This is a genomic window from Streptomyces beigongshangae, assembly GCF_019710745.1.
GTDB lineage: Bacteria > Actinomycetota > Actinomycetes > Streptomycetales > Streptomycetaceae > Streptomyces > Streptomyces beigongshangae.
This window is the reverse complement of the sequence record NZ_JAHKJW010000079.1, coordinates 11,818-28,343: the sequence shown is the minus strand read 5'-3', so window position 1 is coordinate 28,343 and position 16,526 is coordinate 11,818. Positions and strand designations below refer to the sequence as shown.

Annotated in this window: 14 protein-coding genes; all 14 read left to right on the top strand. The window is 71.8% G+C overall.

Annotated features, from left to right (window positions below; genetic code table 11):
• A partial coding sequence (locus KM933_RS35130) for a peptidoglycan D,D-transpeptidase FtsI family protein (protein ID WP_260334638.1) occupies positions 1-1,856 on the top strand: 1,856 nt, incomplete at its 5' end.
• A gap of 63 nt (positions 1,857-1,919) precedes the next feature.
• A complete protein-coding gene (locus KM933_RS35125) occupies positions 1,920-3,671 on the top strand; it encodes a UDP-N-acetylmuramoyl-L-alanyl-D-glutamate--2,6-diaminopimelate ligase (RefSeq protein ID WP_221360347.1) in 1,752 nt (583 codons plus the stop codon).
• 4 nt (positions 3,672-3,675) lie between these two features.
• Positions 3,676-5,103 (top strand): UDP-N-acetylmuramoyl-tripeptide--D-alanyl-D-alanine ligase, encoded by a 1,428-nt coding sequence (locus KM933_RS35120; RefSeq protein ID WP_221360337.1) that lies wholly within the window; start codon positions 3,676-3,678, stop codon positions 5,101-5,103.
• Positions 5,100-6,173 carry a phospho-N-acetylmuramoyl-pentapeptide-transferase gene (gene mraY / locus KM933_RS35115; RefSeq protein WP_221360335.1) on the top strand — a complete coding sequence of 358 codons (1,074 nt, stop codon included), beginning with the start codon at positions 5,100-5,102 and terminating at the stop codon, positions 6,171-6,173. The genes KM933_RS35120 and mraY overlap by 4 nt, the downstream gene beginning before the upstream one ends.
• Positions 6,155-7,612, top strand: coding sequence for a UDP-N-acetylmuramoyl-L-alanine--D-glutamate ligase (gene murD / locus KM933_RS35110; protein WP_221360334.1), 1,458 nt, complete (start codon positions 6,155-6,157; stop codon positions 7,610-7,612). The genes mraY and murD overlap by 19 nt, the downstream gene beginning before the upstream one ends.
• 178 nt (positions 7,613-7,790) lie before the next feature.
• The gene (gene ftsW, locus KM933_RS35105) at positions 7,791-9,149 is read left to right on the top strand and encodes a putative lipid II flippase FtsW (protein WP_221360332.1); all 1,359 of its coding nucleotides are present in this window, start codon (positions 7,791-7,793) and stop codon (positions 9,147-9,149) included.
• A gap of 6 nt (positions 9,150-9,155) precedes the next feature.
• Positions 9,156-10,244, top strand: coding sequence for an undecaprenyldiphospho-muramoylpentapeptide beta-N-acetylglucosaminyltransferase (murG, locus tag KM933_RS35100; protein ID WP_221360330.1), 1,089 nt, complete (start codon positions 9,156-9,158; stop codon positions 10,242-10,244).
• A 23-nt stretch (positions 10,245-10,267) separates the two neighbouring features.
• Positions 10,268-11,107 (top strand): cell division protein FtsQ/DivIB, encoded by an 840-nt coding sequence (locus KM933_RS35095; protein WP_221360328.1) that lies wholly within the window; start codon positions 10,268-10,270, stop codon positions 11,105-11,107.
• 274 nt (positions 11,108-11,381) lie between these two features.
• A complete protein-coding gene (gene ftsZ / locus KM933_RS35090) occupies positions 11,382-12,578 on the top strand; it encodes a cell division protein FtsZ (RefSeq protein ID WP_221360326.1) in 1,197 nt (398 codons plus the stop codon).
• Complete coding sequence (pgeF, locus tag KM933_RS35085; protein ID WP_221360324.1) at positions 12,575-13,312, top strand: peptidoglycan editing factor PgeF; 738 nt, start codon at positions 12,575-12,577, stop codon at positions 13,310-13,312. The genes ftsZ and pgeF overlap by 4 nt, the downstream gene beginning before the upstream one ends.
• Before the next feature lie 6 nt (positions 13,313-13,318).
• The gene (locus KM933_RS35080) at positions 13,319-14,053 is read left to right on the top strand and encodes a YggS family pyridoxal phosphate-dependent enzyme (RefSeq protein ID WP_221360295.1); all 735 of its coding nucleotides are present in this window, start codon (positions 13,319-13,321) and stop codon (positions 14,051-14,053) included.
• Positions 14,054-14,180: 127 nt separating this feature from the next.
• Positions 14,181-14,846: a cell division protein SepF gene (locus KM933_RS35075; protein WP_221360293.1), complete on the top strand. Its 666-nt coding sequence runs from the start codon at positions 14,181-14,183 to the stop codon at positions 14,844-14,846.
• Positions 14,847-14,895: 49 nt separating this feature from the next.
• Positions 14,896-15,180: a YggT family protein gene (locus KM933_RS35070; protein WP_221360291.1), complete on the top strand. Its 285-nt coding sequence runs from the start codon at positions 14,896-14,898 to the stop codon at positions 15,178-15,180.
• A gap of 55 nt (positions 15,181-15,235) precedes the next feature.
• Positions 15,236-16,459, top strand: a complete 1,224-nt coding sequence (locus KM933_RS35065; protein WP_221360289.1) for a DivIVA domain-containing protein — start codon at positions 15,236-15,238, stop codon at positions 16,457-16,459.
• Positions 16,460-16,526 lie beyond the last annotated feature (67 nt).

The following is a 16,526-nucleotide window of genomic DNA, read 5'->3' as shown; positions in this document are numbered from 1 at the left end:
CCGCCCGGCGCCCGGCCCCGCCCCGCGCCGGGGGCCCGCGCGTCATCCGGCTCGGCAGCCCCCGCCCGCGGCTGCGCCTGGTCAGCCTCGCCCTGGCCCTCGTGCTGATCGCCTTCGTCGTACGGCTCCTGCAGGTGCAGGCGGTCGACGCGAGCGAGTACACGGCCAAGGCCCAGAAGAACCGCTACCTCAGCCGCACCCTGGCCGCCGAGCGCGGCGGCATCACCGACCGCAACGGCGTCGACCTGGCGATCAGCGTGGACACGCACGACATCACCGCCGACCCCACGCTGTTCACCCGCGAGGCGACGAAGACCGGCGACGCCCCCGAGCAGGCCGCCGCCCTGCTCGGCCCGATCCTGGACGAGGACCCCGAGGCGCTCGCCGACCGGCTGCGCACGAAGAACACCCGGTACGTGGTGCTCGCCCGCCGGCAGACCCCCCAGGTCTGGACGCAGATCAAGGACCTGAAGAGCACGCTCGCCGAGAAGGCCGGCGAGGGCGGGGCGCCGAACGTCCTGGCGGGTGTCCTCCAGGAGCCCAGCAGCAAGCGGATCTACCCGAACGGCGACCTCGGCGCCGGGGTGCTGGGCTGGGTCAACGCCGACGGCAAGGGCGGCGGCGGCATCGAGCGGCAGCTCGAAGGGGAGCTGTCCGGCAAGGACGGCGAGATCCGCTACGCCCAGTCCGGCGGACGGCAGGTGCCGACCGCGGGCTCCACCGAGAAGCCCGCGGTGGCCGGCTCCGAGGTCGAGCTGACGATCGACCGCGACATCCAGTGGGCCGCGCAGAACGCCATCGCCGAGCAGGTCGAGAAGTCCGCGGCGGACCGCGGGTACGTCATCGTCCAGGACAACCGGACCGGCGAGATCCTCGCGATGGCGAACGCGCCCGGCTTCGACCCCAACGACCTGTCCGGGGCCGACGGGGGCGCCCTGCACAACTGGAGCCTGGAGGACGCCTACGAGCCCGGCTCCACCGCCAAGGTCATGTCGATGGCCGCGGTCCTGGAGGAGGGCGTCGCCACACCCGCCACGCACGTGACCGTGCCCAACCGGCTGCACCGCGGCGACCGGCTCTTCCGCGACGACATCGACCACCCGACCTGGTACCTGACGCTCAACGGCGTCCTCGCCAAGTCCAGCAACATCGGCACCATCCTGGCGACCGGCCAGCTCGGCAGCACGCAGCAGGAGGCCAACCGGGTCCTTCACTCGTACCTGCGCAAGTTCGGCCTCGGCGACTCCACGGGCCTCGGTCTCCCCGGCGAGACCAAGGGCATCCTCGCCCCCGCCGACCAGTGGTCGACCTCCCAGCAGTACACGATCCCCTTCGGCCAGGGCGTCTCCCTCAACGCGATGCAGGCGGCCTCCGTCTACTCGACGATCGCCAACGGCGGCGTACGGGTGGAACCGACGCTCGTCCGCGGCACGAAGGCGGCCGACGGCCGCTTCACCCCGGCCGCCGAGGCCCGCAGGACCAGGGTCGTCAGCGAGAAGACCGCGAGAACGCTGGCACAGATGCTGGAGTCGGTCGTGGACGACGAGGAGGGCACCGGCACCAAGGCGCGCATCCCCGGCTACCGCGTCGCGGGCAAGACCGGCACGGCCAACCGCGTGGACCCGGCCACCGGCCGCTACCACGGGTACACCTCGTCCTTCGCGGGATTCGCCCCCGCGGACAAGCCCCGCGTCACCGTGTACTGCGCCATCCAGAACGCCACCGAGGGCAGCTACTTCGGCGGTCAGATCTGCGGACCCGTCTACAAGGAGGTCATGGCGTTCGCGCTGAAGACCCTCCAGGTGCCGCCCACCGGGAAGCCGGCCCCCCGGCTCCCCGTCACCTTCACGCCCTGACCTCACGCCCCGACCGGCGGCGCACACCCGCCGCAGCCCGCACCACCGACCAGGAACAAGCCCGTGACCACGAACACGTCCGACCCCGGCCGGCCCGGCCCGCCGCCCGCCCCGCCGCGCCCCTCACTTCGCTCCGGCGGGGGTGTGCCCGGTACGCTCACCGCCGTGCCACACGCCGATCAGTCCCCCACCACCCAGAAGGACGCCCCTGTGACATGTCCGGGGCCGCCGCGGCCGGTTCGCGGCTCCGCCACCCCCCTCGCGGAGCTCGCCGACCAGCTGGGTGCCGACCACCCGAAGGGCGCCACGGGCGCCACGGGCGCCGCCGAGGTCACGGGCATCACCCATGACTCCCGCGCCGTGCGCCCGGGCGACCTCTACGCCGCACTGCCCGGCGCCCGCACCCACGGCGCCGACTTCGTGACGCAGGCGGCCGGCCTCGGCGCCGTCGCCGTGCTGACCGACCCGGCGGGCGCCGACCGCGCCGCAGCCACCGGCCTGCCGGTCCTCGTCGTCGACGACCCCCGCGCGCGGATGGGCGAACTGGCCGCCTCCGTCTACGGCCGCCCCGGCCGCGACCTGCTGCAGATCGGCATCACCGGGACGTCCGGCAAGACCACCACGGCGTACCTCGTCGAGGGCGGTCTGAAGGGCGTCCGCAGCACCGGGCTCATCGGCACGGTGGAGATGCGCATCGGCGACGAGCGCATCAAGTCGGAGCGCACGACCCCCGAGGCCACCGACCTCCAGGCGCTGTTCGCGGTCATGCGCGAGCGCGGCGTCGAGGCGGTCGTGATGGAGGTCTCCAGCCACGCCCTGGTCCTCGGCCGGGTCGACGGCTGCGTGTTCGACGTGGCCGTCTTCAACAACCTGAGCCCGGAACACATGGAGTTCCACTCCGGCATGGAGGACTACTTCCAGGCGAAGGCGCAGCTCTTCACGCCGGAACGCAGCCGGCTCGGCGTGGTCAACCTCGACGACGAGTACGGCCGCAGGCTCGTCAAGGAGGCCGGCGTCCCCGTGGTGACGTTCTCCGCCGGGGGGAACCCCGACGCGGACTGGCGCGCCGAGGACGTCCGGGTCGGCCCGATGGACTCCGCCTTCGTCGCGGTCGGTCCGAAGGGCGAGCGGATCACCGCCAGGTCGCCGCTCGCGGGCCCCTTCAACGTGGCCAACACGCTCGCCGCGATCGTCGCCCTCGCCGCCGCCGGGATCGACCCGCGGACCGCCGCGGACGGCATCGCCGCCGTCCCCGGCGTGCCGGGCCGCCTGGAGCGCGTGGACGCCGGGCAGCCGTACCTCGCGGTCGTCGACTACGCCCACAAGACGGACGCCGTGGAGTCCGTCCTGCGGGCCCTGCGCGAGGTCACCGAGGGGCGGCTGCACGTCGTCCTCGGCTGCGGCGGCGAACGGGACCGCACCAAGCGGATGCCGATGGGCGCCGCCGCGGCCCGTCTCGCCGACACCGCCGTACTGACCTCGGACAACCCCCGCGGCGAGGACCCCCTGGCCATCCTCGCCACCATGCTCGCGGGCGCCGCCGAGGTGCCCGCCCACGAGCGCGGGGAGGTCCAGGTCCTCCAGGACCGGGCCGCCGCGATCGCCGCCGCCGTCGCCCGCGCGCAGCCGGGCGACACCGTGCTGGTCGCGGGCAAGGGCCACGAACAGGGCCAGGACATCGCCGGGGTGGTCNCGGGCGACACCGTGCTGGTCGCGGGCAAGGGCCACGAACAGGGCCAGGACATCGCCGGGGTGGTCCGTCCCTTCGACGACCGCCAGGTGCTCCGCGCAGCTATCCAGCAGACCCAGGGATGAATTTGTGATCGCCCTCTCCCTCGCCGAGATCGCCTCAGTCACCGGCGGGCAGACGCACGACATACCGGATCCGTCGGTCCGGGTCACCGGACAGGTCGTCAGGGACTCCCGGGAGGTGGAGCCGGGCAGTCTCTTCGTCGCCTTCGCGGGCGAGCGCGTGGACGGCCACGACTTCGCCGCGGACGTCGTCGCGGCGGGCGCCGCGGCCGTCCTGGCCTCCCGGCCCGTGGGGGTGCCCGCGATCGTCGTGGACGACGTCCAGAGGGCCCTCGGCGCCCTCGCGCGGCACGTCGTGCGGCGGCTCGGGGCGACCCTCGTGGCCCTCACCGGCTCCGCGGGCAAGACCAGCACCAAGGACCTGATCGCCCAGGTGCTCCGCCGCAAGGCGCCGACGGTGTTCACGCCCGGCTCCCTCAACAACGAGATCGGGCTGCCGCTCACCGCGCTCGCCGCGACGCAGGAGACCCGGTTCCTCGTCCTGGAGATGGGCGCCCGTGGGATCGGCCACATCCGCCACCTCACGGAGCTGACGCCCCCGAGGATCGGCCTCGTCCTCAACGTCGGCACCGCGCACATCGGCGAGTTCGGCGGGCGCGAGCAGATCGCGCGGGCCAAGGGCGAGCTGGTGGAGAGCCTGCCCCCGGCCGAGGAGGGCGGCGTCGCCGTCCTGAACGCCGACGACCCGCTCGTACGGGCCATGGCCGCGCGCACGAAGGCACGCGTGATCCTCTTCGGGGAGTCCGGCGAAGCGGACGTACGGGCCGAGAACGTACGGCTCACCGGGAGCGGACAGCCCGCGTTCAGCCTCCACACACCCTCCGGGTGCAGCGAGGTGACCATGCGCCTGTACGGTGAGCACCACGTGTCGAACGCGCTCGCCGCCGCCGCCGTCGCCCATGAGCTGGGCATGTCCGCAGACGAGATCGCCACCGCGCTCTCCGAGGCGGGCACCCTCTCCCGTTGGCGGATGGAGGTCACCGAGCGCCCGGACGGCGTGACGATCGTCAACGACGCCTACAACGCGAACCCCGAGTCCATGCGAGCCGCCCTGCGCGCGCTCGTGGCCATGGGCAGGGCCTCACAGGCACAGGGGGGCCGGACGTGGGCGGTGCTCGGCCCGATGGCCGAGCTCGGGGACGAGGCGCTCGCCGAGCACGACGCGGTCGGACGGCTCGCCGTCCGGCTCAACGTCAGCAAGCTCGTCGCGGTCGGGGGCATCGAAGCGTCCTGGCTGCAACTGGGCGCATATAACGAGGGTTCGTGGGGTGAGGAGTCGGTGCACGTGTCCGACGCACAGTCGGCGGTCGACCTGTTGCGCAGTCAGCTGCGTCCGGGAGACGTCGTACTCGTGAAGGCGTCCCGGTCGGTCGGTCTCGAAAGGGTCGCGCAGGCGCTGGCCGAGGGCGCCGAGGGTGAGGTCGCCGTCCGATGATGAACCAGATCCTGTTCGCGGGAGTCATCGGTCTCTTCCTGACGCTGGTGGGCACCCCGCTGCTGATCAAGCTGCTGGCCCGCAAGGGCTACGGCCAGTACATCCGCGACGACGGCCCGCGCGAGCACCACAGCAAGCGCGGTACGCCGACCATGGGCGGCATCGCCTTCATACTCGCGACGATCGTCGCGTACTTCCTCAGCAAGGTGATCACCGGCAAGCCGCCGACGTTCTCCGGACTGCTGGTGCTCGGCCTGATGACGGGCATGGGCGTGGTCGGGTTCCTCGACGACTACATCAAGATCGTCAAGCGGCGCTCGCTCGGTCTGCGGGCCAAGGCGAAGATGGCCGGCCAGCTGATCGTCGGCATCGCCTTCGCGGTGCTCGCGCTGCAGTTCGCGGACAACCGCAACAACACCCCGGCCTCCACCAGGCTCTCCTTCGTCCAGGACTTCGGCTGGTCCATCGGCCCGGTGCTGTTCGTGGTCTGGGCGCTGTTCATGATCCTCGCGATGTCGAACGGCGTGAACCTGACGGACGGTCTGGACGGCCTGGCCACCGGCGCCGCGACGATGGTGTTCGGCGCCTACACGTTCATCGGCGTCTGGCAGTTCCAGGAGTCCTGCGCCAACGCGCAGACCCTCACCAACCCGGGCGCGTGCTACGAGGTGCGGGATCCGCTCGACCTCGCGGTCGTCGCCGCCGCCCTCATGGGCTCCTGCTTCGGCTTCCTGTGGTGGAACACCTCGCCCGCCAAGATCTTCATGGGGGACACCGGTTCCCTGGCGCTCGGCGGCGCGCTGGCCGGTCTCGCGATCTGCTCGCGCACCGAACTGCTGGTGGCCCTGCTCGGCGGCCTCTTCGTCCTCATCACCATGTCGGTCGTCATCCAGGTCGGCTCGTTCCGCCTCACCGGCAGACGCGTCTTCCGCATGGCACCGCTGCAGCACCACTTCGAACTCAAGGGGTGGTCCGAGGTCCTCGTGGTGGTCCGCTTCTGGATCATCCAGGGCATGTGCGTCATCGTCGGACTGGGCCTCTTCTACGCGGGATGGGCAGCCAAGAAGTGACGACCGCCGCCGACTGGCAGGGCATGCACATCACCGTCGCCGGTCTCGGCGTGAGCGGCATCAGCGCCGCCCGCGCCCTGGCCGGCCTCGGCGCGTCGGTCACGGTCGTCGACGAGGGCGACTCCCCGGCGCACCGGGAGCGGGCCGCCCTCCTCGAACAGCAGGGGATCGGGGTACGCCTGGGGGACGCCGGAACGCTGCCCGAGGGCACCGGCCTGGTGGTCACCTCACCGGGCTGGAAGCCGGACAGCCCGCTCTTCCTGGCCGCCGCGGAGGCGGGCGTGGACGTCGTGGGCGACGTCGAGATCGCCTGGCGGCTGCGCGGCCACGACGGCAGGAGGGCCGCCCCCTGGCTGGCCGTCACGGGCACCAACGGCAAGACCACCACGACCCGGATGCTCGCCTCGATCCTGACCGCCGCGGGCCTGCGCACGGCCGCGGTGGGCAACATCGGGACCCCGATCGTCGACGTCGTGCTCGGCACCGACGAGGCGTACGCCGACCTCGACGTGCTCGCCGTGGAGCTGTCCAGCTACCAGCTCCACTGGGCGCCCTCCCTGCGCGTCCACTCCGCGGCCGTCCTGAACCTCGCCCCGGACCACCTCGACTGGCACGGCTCCATGGCGGCGTACGCCGCCGACAAGGGCCGCGTCTACGAGGGCAACCGGGTCGCCTGCGTCTACAACGCGGCCGACGGGGCCACCGAGGACCTGGTGCGGGCGGCGGACGTCGAGGAGGGCTGCCGGGCCGTCGGCTTCACGCTCGGCACCCCGGGGCCCTCCCAACTCGGCGTCGTGGACGGCATCCTGGTGGACCGTGCCTTCGTCGAGGACCGGCACCGGCAGGCCCAGGAGCTCGCCGAGGTCGCGGACGTCCGCCCGCCGGCCCCGCACAACATCGCCAACGCCCTCGCGGCGGCGGCCCTGGCCCGCGCCTACGGCGTGCCCGCGAAGGCCGTACGCGACGGACTGCGGGCCTTCAGCCCCGACGCCCACCGCATCGAGCACGTCGCGGAGGTGGACGGCGTCGCCTACGTCGACGACTCCAAGGCCACCAACACGCACGCGGCACAGGCGTCGTTGGCGGCGTACGAGCCGATCGTGTGGATCGCGGGCGGGCTCGCCAAGGGCGCGACCTTCGACGAGCTCGTCGCCGCGTCCGCAGGGCGGCTGCGGGGCGTCGTCCTGTTCGGCGCGGACCGGGCCCTCGTCCGCGAAGCCCTCACGCGACACGCCCCCGAGGTGCCGGTGGTCGACCTCGACCGGACCGACACTGGGACGATGTCCGCGGCGGTCCGGGAGGCGGCACGGCTCGCCCGGCCCGGCGACACGGTGCTCCTGGCGCCGGCCTGTGCCTCCATGGACATGTTCACCAACTACAACCAGCGCGGTGACCTGTTCGCGGCAGCGGTCCGCGAACTCGGCGCCGCGGGCGCCTGACGGCAGGCCCCGGCCGGCCCGGGCGCCCGGACTCCTTGGGAGCGACGCGTGACGCCAACGTGGCCGGTGTACCGTCGGCGGTCTTCCGCCGGCGGTACGGCGCCGTACCGCCCCGTCCCCGGCCCGGGACCCGCGGGGCCCCGGGCGGGACGCCACGGCACCACGAAGGGGGCCCACCGTGCCCACTAGCCGTACGGGACGCCCTCCCGTCCAGCGGGCCCCCAGGCGCCCCGCCGGGTCCCGCCCCCCGCGCGACAACGCCGTGGTCCGGCTCCACGGCCGCGCACGGCGTGCCTGGGACCGGCCCCTGACCGCGTACTACCTGATCCTCGGCGGCAGTCTGCTGATCACCGTGCTCGGCCTGGTGATGGTGTACTCGGCGTCGCAGATCACCGCGCTCCAGCTGTCGCTGCCGGGGTCGTACTTCTTCCGCAAGCAGTTCCTCGCGGCCGTGCTCGGCGGGCTGCTGCTGCTGGCCGCCTCCCGGATGCCGTCCCCCCTGCACCGGGCGCTGGCCTACCCGATACTCCTCGGCTCGGTCTTCCTGATGATCCTCGTCCAGGTGCCGGGCATAGGGGTCGCGGTCAACGGCAACCAGAACTGGATCTCGGTCGGCGGCCCCTTCCAGCTCCAGCCCAGCGAGTTCGGCAAGCTCGCCCTCGTGCTGTGGGGCGCCGACCTGCTCGCCCGCAAGCAGGAGAAGCGGCTGCTGACCCAGTGGAAGCACATGCTGGTGCCGCTCGTGCCGGTGGCCTTCATGCTGCTCGGGCTGATCATGCTCGGTGGCGACATGGGCACGGCGATCATCCTCACCGCGATCCTGTTCGGCCTCCTGTGGCTCGCGGGGGCGCCGACCCGGCTCTTCGGCGGCGTGCTCGCCGTCGCGGCGACCCTCGGCGTGATCCTCATCAAGACCAGCCCCAACCGCATGGCCCGCCTCGCCTGCCTCGGCGCCACCGAGCCCGGTCCCGGCGACTCCTGCTGGCAGGCCGTGCACGGCATCTACGCCCTGGCCAACGGAGGGCTCTTCGGCTCGGGCCTCGGCGCGAGCGTGGAGAAATGGGGACAACTGCCCGAAGCGCACACCGACTTCATTTTTGCCATCACCGGTGAGGAACTGGGTCTGGCGGGCACTCTGTCGGTGCTCGCCCTCTTCGCGGCTCTAGGCTATGCGGGTATCCGCGTGGCCGGACGCACGGAGGACCCCTTCGTGAGGTACGCCGCGGGTGGCGTGACCACCTGGATCACGGCCCAGGCCGTGATCAACATCGGTGCGGTGCTCGGTCTGCTGCCGATCGCCGGTGTCCCGCTCCCGCTGTTCTCCTACGGGGGTTCCGCCCTGCTGCCGACCATGTTCGCCATCGGGCTCCTGATCGCCTTCGCGCGGGAGGACCCCGCTGCGCGGGCGGCGCTCGCGATGCGTCAACCCCGCTTTGGCAGAAAGCGGGCTGCGGTGAGAGGCTCCGCTGGTCGGGAGCCTCGGAAGTGGAACACGATGCGACGGCGCGCTGCGGCGCGTCCGTCCGGAGAGCGGTGAATTTCGGTGCATGTCGTACTCGCCGGCGGGGGGACCGCCGGCCACATCGAGCCCGCGCTCGCCCTCGCGGACGCCCTGCGCAGGCAGGACCCGACCGTGGGGATCACGGCCCTGGGCACGGAGCGCGGACTCGAGACCCGACTCGTGCCGGAACGGGGCTACGAACTCGGACTGATCCCCGCGGTACCGCTGCCGCGCAAGCCCACCCCAGAGCTGATCACCGTCCCCGGGCGGCTGCGCGGCACGATCAAGGCGGCCGAGCAGATCCTGGAGCGCACCAAGGCGGACGCGGTCGTCGGCTTCGGCGGCTACGTCGCCCTGCCCGGCTACCTCGCCGCCAAGCGCCTGGGCGTCCCGATCGTCGTCCACGAGGCCAACGCCCGGCCGGGACTGGCCAACAAGATCGGCTCGCGGTACGCCGCCCAGGTCGCGGTCTCCACGCCGGACAGCAAGCTGCGGGGCGCCCGCTACATCGGCATCCCGCTGCGCCGCACCATCGCCACCCTCGACCGGGCCGCCGCCCGCCCCGAGGCCCGCGCCGCCTTCGGGCTCGACCCCTCCCTGCCGACCCTGCTGGTCTCCGGCGGCTCGCAGGGCGCCCGCCGCCTCAACGAGGTGATCCAGCAGACCGCCCCCTACCTCCAGCAGGCCGGCATCCAGATCCTGCACGCGGTCGGCCCGAAGAACGAACTGCCGCAGGTCCACCAGATGCCGGGGATGCCCCCCTACATCCCGGTACCGTACGTGGACCGGATGGACCTCGCGTACGCCGCGGCCGACATGATGCTCTGCCGCGCGGGCGCGATGACCGTCGCCGAACTCTCCGCCGTCGGGCTCCCCGCCGTCTACGTCCCGCTGCCCATCGGCAACGGCGAACAGCGGCTGAACGCCCAGCCGGTGGTCAAGGCCGGCGGCGGACTGCTGGTCGACGACGCGGAACTGACGCCGCAGTGGATCCAGGGCAACGTCCTGCCCGTGCTCGCCGATCCGCACCGGCTGTTCGAGATGTCCCGCGCCGCTTCCGAGTTCGGCCGCAGGGACGCCGACGACCTGCTCGTCGGAATGGTGTACGAGGCGATCGCGTCACGCCGCTAGCGCGTGGCAGAAGGCAGGGGAGCGTGGCCGGACCGACCACCGCCGAACGCGGCGAACGGCAGCACCCGGACTCCGGCCCGCCCCGGCCCCGCCTGCCCGGAAGGATGCCGGGGCCCCGGGCGCTCGTCGCGCTGATCGTCTGCCCGGTCCTGCTCGCCGCGGGTGCCGTCTGGGTGCTGTACGGCTCGCAGTGGACGAAGGTGGAGCGCGTGTCGGCCTCCGGGACGCGGGTCCTGGCGCCGGCACGGGTCGTGGAGGCGGCCGGGATCGCGGCCGGATCGCCGTTGATCTCCGTCGACACCGACGAGATCGAGGCAAGGTTGCTCCGGGAACTGCCCCGGATCGACTCGGTCGACGTCTCGCGTTCCTGGCCCCACGGAATCAGGCTGAAAGTCACCGAACGCACCCCTGTTCTCGTCGCCGAGAACAGGGGGAGCACCGGAATCGGCGAAGGCGCGGGGGCCCCGGAAAATTATGAAAAAGGGGGCAAGTATGTCGAAGTGGACGCCGAGGGTGTGCGATATGCCACGGTTTCCCGCCCCCCGCAGGGTGTACCGAGACTGGAGCTGAACGTCTCCCGGTCCGCGGGACTGCGCCGTTTCGGCACCGACCGGCTGGTGCGCGAGGCGGTGCGCGTGGCCCGTTCCCTGCCGGCCGCGGCCGCTCGTGCCGCCCGGGTCGTCGAGGTGCGTTCGTACGACTCCATCGCGCTGGAGTTGAGCGGCGGACGCACCGTCGACTGGGGAAGCGGCGAGAAGGGCCGTGACAAAGCGCATACGCTCACCGCTCTCATGAAAGCGGCTCCCGGGGCGCGGCACTTCGACGTGAGTGTCCCCACCGCCCCGGCGTCATCGGGCAGTTGACGCGCGTCCGTGCAGGCCAGCACCCTGGTTGGGCAGCGCTATGGCTGATCACATAGGGTGAAAAGAAAAACGGGAGGTTCGGCGTGTTCGTTGAACGTGCGCCGCTTGTCGACTTAGTGTCCTGTTCGGAGAGTCCAAGGAACAGACACACTGGTAACCCTAAACTTCAGCGTTAGGGTTCGGGTCGGCGTTCGGACCGCCCCATTCGGCATCAGTCGTCGGATCGCGCCCGCGCGACACGACGACACGTAACTCGAGGCGAGAGGCCTTCGACGTGGCAGCACCGCAGAACTACCTCGCAGTCATCAAAGTCATCGGTGTCGGCGGCGGTGGTGTCAATGCCATCAACCGGATGATCGAGGTCGGTCTCAAGGGTGTCGAGTTCATCGCCATCAACACGGACGCCCAGGCACTGTTGATGAGCGACGCCGACGTCAAACTCGACGTCGGCCGCGAACTCACCCGCGGACTCGGCGCCGGGGCCAACCCGGCCGTCGGCCGGAAGGCGGCCGAGGACCACCGCGAGGAGATCGAGGAGGTCCTCAAGGGGGCCGACATGGTCTTCGTGACGGCCGGCGAGGGCGGCGGCACCGGCACCGGCGGCGCGCCCGTCGTGGCCAACATCGCCCGCTCGCTCGGCGCGCTCACCATCGGCGTGGTCACCCGCCCGTTCACCTTCGAGGGCCGGCGCCGCGCCAACCAGGCCGAGGACGGCATCGCGGAACTCCGCGAAGAGGTCGACACCCTCATCGTCATCCCGAACGACCGGCTGCTGTCCATCTCGGACCGCCAGGTCTCCGTCCTGGACGCCTTCAAGTCGGCGGACCAGGTCCTGCTCTCCGGTGTGCAGGGCATCACCGACCTCATCACCACGCCCGGTCTGATCAACCTCGACTTCGCCGACGTCAAGTCCGTGATGTCCGAGGCCGGTTCGGCCCTCATGGGGATCGGCTCGGCCCGCGGCGACGACCGCGCGGTGGCCGCCGCCGAGATGGCGATCTCCTCGCCGCTCCTGGAGGCGTCCATCGACGGCGCCCGGGGCGTCCTGCTCTCGATCTCCGGCGGTTCGGACCTCGGCCTGTTCGAGATCAACGAGGCCGCCCAGCTCGTCAGCGAGGCCGCACACCCCGAGGCCAACATCATCTTCGGCGCCGTCATCGACGACGCGCTCGGCGACGAGGTGCGGGTCACCGTCATCGCGGCCGGCTTCGACGGCGGGCAGCCCCCGTCCAAGCGGGACAACGTGCTCGGCTCGTCCTCCGTCAAGCGCGAGGAGCCCGCGCCGGTGCGGGCGGCCGAGAGCCGCCCCACCTTCGGTTCGCTCGGCAGCGTCACGCCGAAGGAGGCGCCGGAGCCCGCCGCGGAGCCGGTGAGCAGCGAGCTGCCGCAGTCCTCCCCGCCCGTGCCGCCGTCGCGGAGCTACTCCGACAGCGCGGCCGAGGAACTGGACGTGCCGGACTTCCTCAAGTGATAGGGCAGCGCTCCGCGGCGAGCACCGTGAACGGCGCGCACTTCGCCTTCACCGACCGGTGGGGCGGGGTGAGCGCCGTTCCGTACGAGGAGCTCAACCTCGGCGGAGCGGTCGGGGACGACCCCGAGGCCGTACGCGGCAACCGCGGGCGGGCGGCCGGCTCGCTCGGTCTCGACCCGGCGCGGGTCGTCTGGATGAACCAGGTCCACGGGCCCGACGTGGCCGTGGTCGACGAGCCGTGGGGGGAGCGCCCGGTGCCGGAGGTGGACGCGGTCGTCACCGCCCGCCGGGGCCTGGCCCTCGCCGTGCTCACCGCGGACTGCACGCCCGTGCTGCTCGCGGACCCCGTCGCCGGGGTCGTGGCCGCCGCCCACGCGGGACGGCCCGGCATGGTGGCCGGGATCGTGCCCGCCGCCGTACGGGCCATGGCGGGACTCGGCGCGCGGCCGGACCGGATCGTCGCCCGCACCGGCCCCGCCGTCTGCGGCCGGTGCTACGAGGTGCCGGACGCGATGCGCGCGGAGGTCGCGGCCGTCGAGCCCGCGGCGTACGCCGAGACGGCGTGGGGTACGCCGGCGGTCGACGTGACCGCGGGGGTGCACGCGCAGCTGGAGCGGCTCGGGGTGCGCGACCGGGAGCGGTCGCCCGTGTGCACCATCGAGTCGCGCGACCATTTCTCGTACCGCCGCGACGGCGTCACCGGCCGGCTCGCGGGCTATGTGTGGCTGGACTGATCGGACATGACGGACCGCAGGACCGAACTCGCCGCGAATCTGGCGCGGGTCGAGGAGCGCATCGCCGCCGCCTGCGCGGCGGCGGGACGCAAGCGCGAAGAGGTGACCCTGATCGTGGTCACCAAGACCTACCCCGCCGAGGACGTGCGGATCCTGGCGGAGCTCGGGGTGCGGCACGTCGCCGAGAACCGCGACCAGGACGCGGCGCCCAAGGCCGCGGCCTGCTCCGAACTGCCCCTCTCCTGGCACTTCGTGGGCCAGCTCCAGACCAACAAGGTGCGCTCCGTGGTCGGTTACGCGGACGTCGTGCAGTCCGTCGACCGGGCCCGGCTCGTGGGCGCCCTGTCGAAGGAGGCGGTACGGGCCGGCCGGGAGCTGGGCTGCCTGATCCAGGTCGCGCTCGACGCGGAGCGGTCCGCGGGCGGGAAGGGCGGACCCGGGGAGCGCGGTGGCGCGGGAGCGGAGGAGGTCGGGGAGTTGGGCGCACTCGTCGCGCGGGCTCCCGGACTGAGGCTCGACGGACTGATGACCGTCGCCCCGCTGACCGGTCCGTACGCCGGACGTGAACGGGCCGCGTTCGAGCGCCTGATGGATTTGTCGACCGACCTGCGCCGCGCCCATCCTGCTGCGAACATGGTCTCGGCAGGGATGAGTGCGGACCTCGAACAGGCGGTGGCGGCCGGAGCGACACATGTACGCGTCGGCACCGCGGTACTCGGTGTCCGCTCCGGGCTCCGGTAACGTCGCCAAGAAGTCGGACCACAGCAGAAAATATGGTCATTACCGCCATCGGCGGGCAGACGACCTCGTGGATCGCGGGCGCCTGGCAACAGTCAGCCGATCCACCACAGAGCGGAGGACTCAGAGCATGGCCGGCGCGATGCGCAAGATGGCGGTCTACCTCGGCCTCGTGGAGGACGATGGGTACGACGGCAGGGGCTTCGACCCCGACGACGACTTCGAACCCGAACTCGATCCGGAGCCTGAGCGGGACCGCCGGCGGCACGAGCCGTCACATCAGTCGCACCAGCCACATCAGTCCCAAAGGGACGAACCGGTACGAGTGGTGCAGCCTCCGGTGCAGCGCGACCCCGCGCCGCACTCCACGCCCCATTCCGCGCCCCATTCCGCTCCGCTCTCTGCGGAATCGAGCCGTCCGGCCCGCATCGCGCCCGTGGCATCCATCACACAAGAACGTCAGAGCCTGGAGAAGAACGCACCGGTGATCATGCCCAAGGTCGTGTCGGAACGAGAGCCGTACCGCATCACCACGCTGCACCCCAGGACCTACAACGAGGCCCGTACCATCGGGGAACACTTCCGTGAGGGCACCCCGGTGATCATGAATCTGACCGAGATGGACGACACGGACGCGAAGCGACTTGTCGACTTTGCCGCCGGTCTGGTGTTCGGTCTCCACGGCAGCATCGAGCGGGTGACGCAGAAGGTGTTCCTGCTGTCTCCTGCTAACGTCGATGTCACGGCGGAGGACAAGGCTCGCATCGCAGAGGGCGGGTTCTTCAACCAGAGCTGAGACGCAGGACCGGAACAGCAGGGAAACAGGGGAGAGGGACGCACGGATCATGAGCGTGGTTGCGCAGGTTCTCTACGTCGCGCTGATGTGTTTCCTCATCGTGCTGATCTTCCGGTTGGTCATGGATTATGTCTTCCAGTTCGCCCGCTCATGGCAACCCGGCAAGGCGATGGTGGTGGTTCTCGAGGCCACCTACACTGTCACTGATCCACCGCTCAAGCTTCTGCGGCGGTTCATTCCGCCGCTACGTCTCGGGGGCGTGGCGCTCGACCTGTCCTTCTTCGTACTGATGATCATCGTTTACATCCTGATCTCCGTCGTGAGTCAGCTGTGAACGATACGGTCTTGCCGAACGCCGACGATGCCGACGACTACGTTGAGGTGAAGAGATGCCGTTGACCCCCGAGGACGTGCGGAACAAGCAGTTCACGACCGTCCGCCTCCGTGAAGGCTATGACGAGGACGAGGTCGATGCCTTCCTCGACGAGGTCGAAGCCGAGCTGACCCGCCTGCTCCGCGAGAACGAGGACCTGCGCGCCAAGCTGGCCGCCGCCACACGCGCCGCCGCGCAGAACCAGCAGCAGGGCATGCGCAAGCCACCCGAACAGCAGGATCAGCAGCAACAGCAGGGCCCCCCGCAGGGCATGCGAGGTCCCGGCGCTCCCGTGCCCGCCGGCATATCGGGCCCGCCGCAGCAGCAGATGGGCGGCCCCATGGGCGGTCCTCCCCAGCTGCCCAGCGGTGCTCCGCAGCTTCCCGCGGGCCCCAGCGCCCAGGGCGGCCAGCAGGGTCCCGGCCCGATGGGGCAGGGCCCCATGGGCCAGGGCGGTATGGGGCAGGGCCCCATGGGTCAGGGTCCGATGGGCCAGGGCGGTATGGGGCAGGGCCCCATGCAGGGACAGATGCAGGGACAGATGCAGCAGCAGATGCCCCAGCAGATGGGCGGCCCGATGGGCGGTCCCATGGGTGGCCCGATGGGCGGGCACGGCCCGCAGATGGGGCAGCCCGGCCAGGGTCCCGGTGGCGACAGCGCTGCCCGGGTGCTCTCGCTGGCCCAGCAGACCGCCGACCAGGCGATCGCCGAGGCCCGTTCCGAGGCCAACAAGATCGTCGGCGAGGCCCGCAGCCGCGCCGAGGGTCTGGAGCGGGACGCCCGTGCCAAGGCCGACGCCCTGGAGCGGGACGCGCAGGAGAAGCACCGCGTCGCGATGGGCTCCCTGGAGTCCGCCCGCGCCACGCTGGAGCGCAAGGTCGAGGACCTGCGGGGCTTCGAGCGCGAGTACCGCACGCGTCTGAAGTCCTACCTGGAGTCGCAGCTGCGCCAGCTGGAGACCCAGGCGGACGACTCGCTGGCTCCGCCGCGGACCCCCGCGACGGCCTCGCTCCCCTCGTCGCCCAGCCCGTCCATGGCTCCGGCCGGGGCGAGCGCGCCGTCCTACGGTGGCAACCCGATGGGCGGTCCCGGTCCCGGGGCCCCGTCCTACGGCGGCCAGCAGCAGATGACGCCGGCCATGACCCAGCCGATGGCGCCGGTCCGGCCGCAGGGCCCCTCGCCCATGCAGCAGGCGCCCTCGCCGATGCGCGGCTTCCTGATCGACGAGGACGACAACTGACGGCCTCCCGTACGCCGTAGGCGTCGGCAGCGTTCAGGGCGGAGCCCCCGGATAACCGGGGGCTCCG

Bases quoted from the DNA above. Each gene is read 5' to 3' on its own strand.
- mraY (WP_221360335.1), top strand. From the start codon at position 5,100: ATGATGAACCAGATCCTGTTCGCGGGAGTCATCGGTCTCTTCCTGACG.
- murD (WP_221360334.1), top strand. From the start codon at position 6,155: ATGGGCAGCCAAGAAGTGACGACCGCCGCCGACTGGCAGGGCATGCAC.
- KM933_RS35080 (WP_221360295.1), top strand. From the start codon at position 13,319: ATGACGGACCGCAGGACCGAACTCGCCGCGAATCTGGCGCGGGTCGAG.
- KM933_RS35075 (WP_221360293.1), top strand. From the start codon at position 14,181: ATGGCCGGCGCGATGCGCAAGATGGCGGTCTACCTCGGCCTCGTGGAG.
- KM933_RS35070 (WP_221360291.1), top strand. From the start codon at position 14,896: ATGAGCGTGGTTGCGCAGGTTCTCTACGTCGCGCTGATGTGTTTCCTC.
- KM933_RS35065 (WP_221360289.1), top strand. From the start codon at position 15,236: ATGCCGTTGACCCCCGAGGACGTGCGGAACAAGCAGTTCACGACCGTC.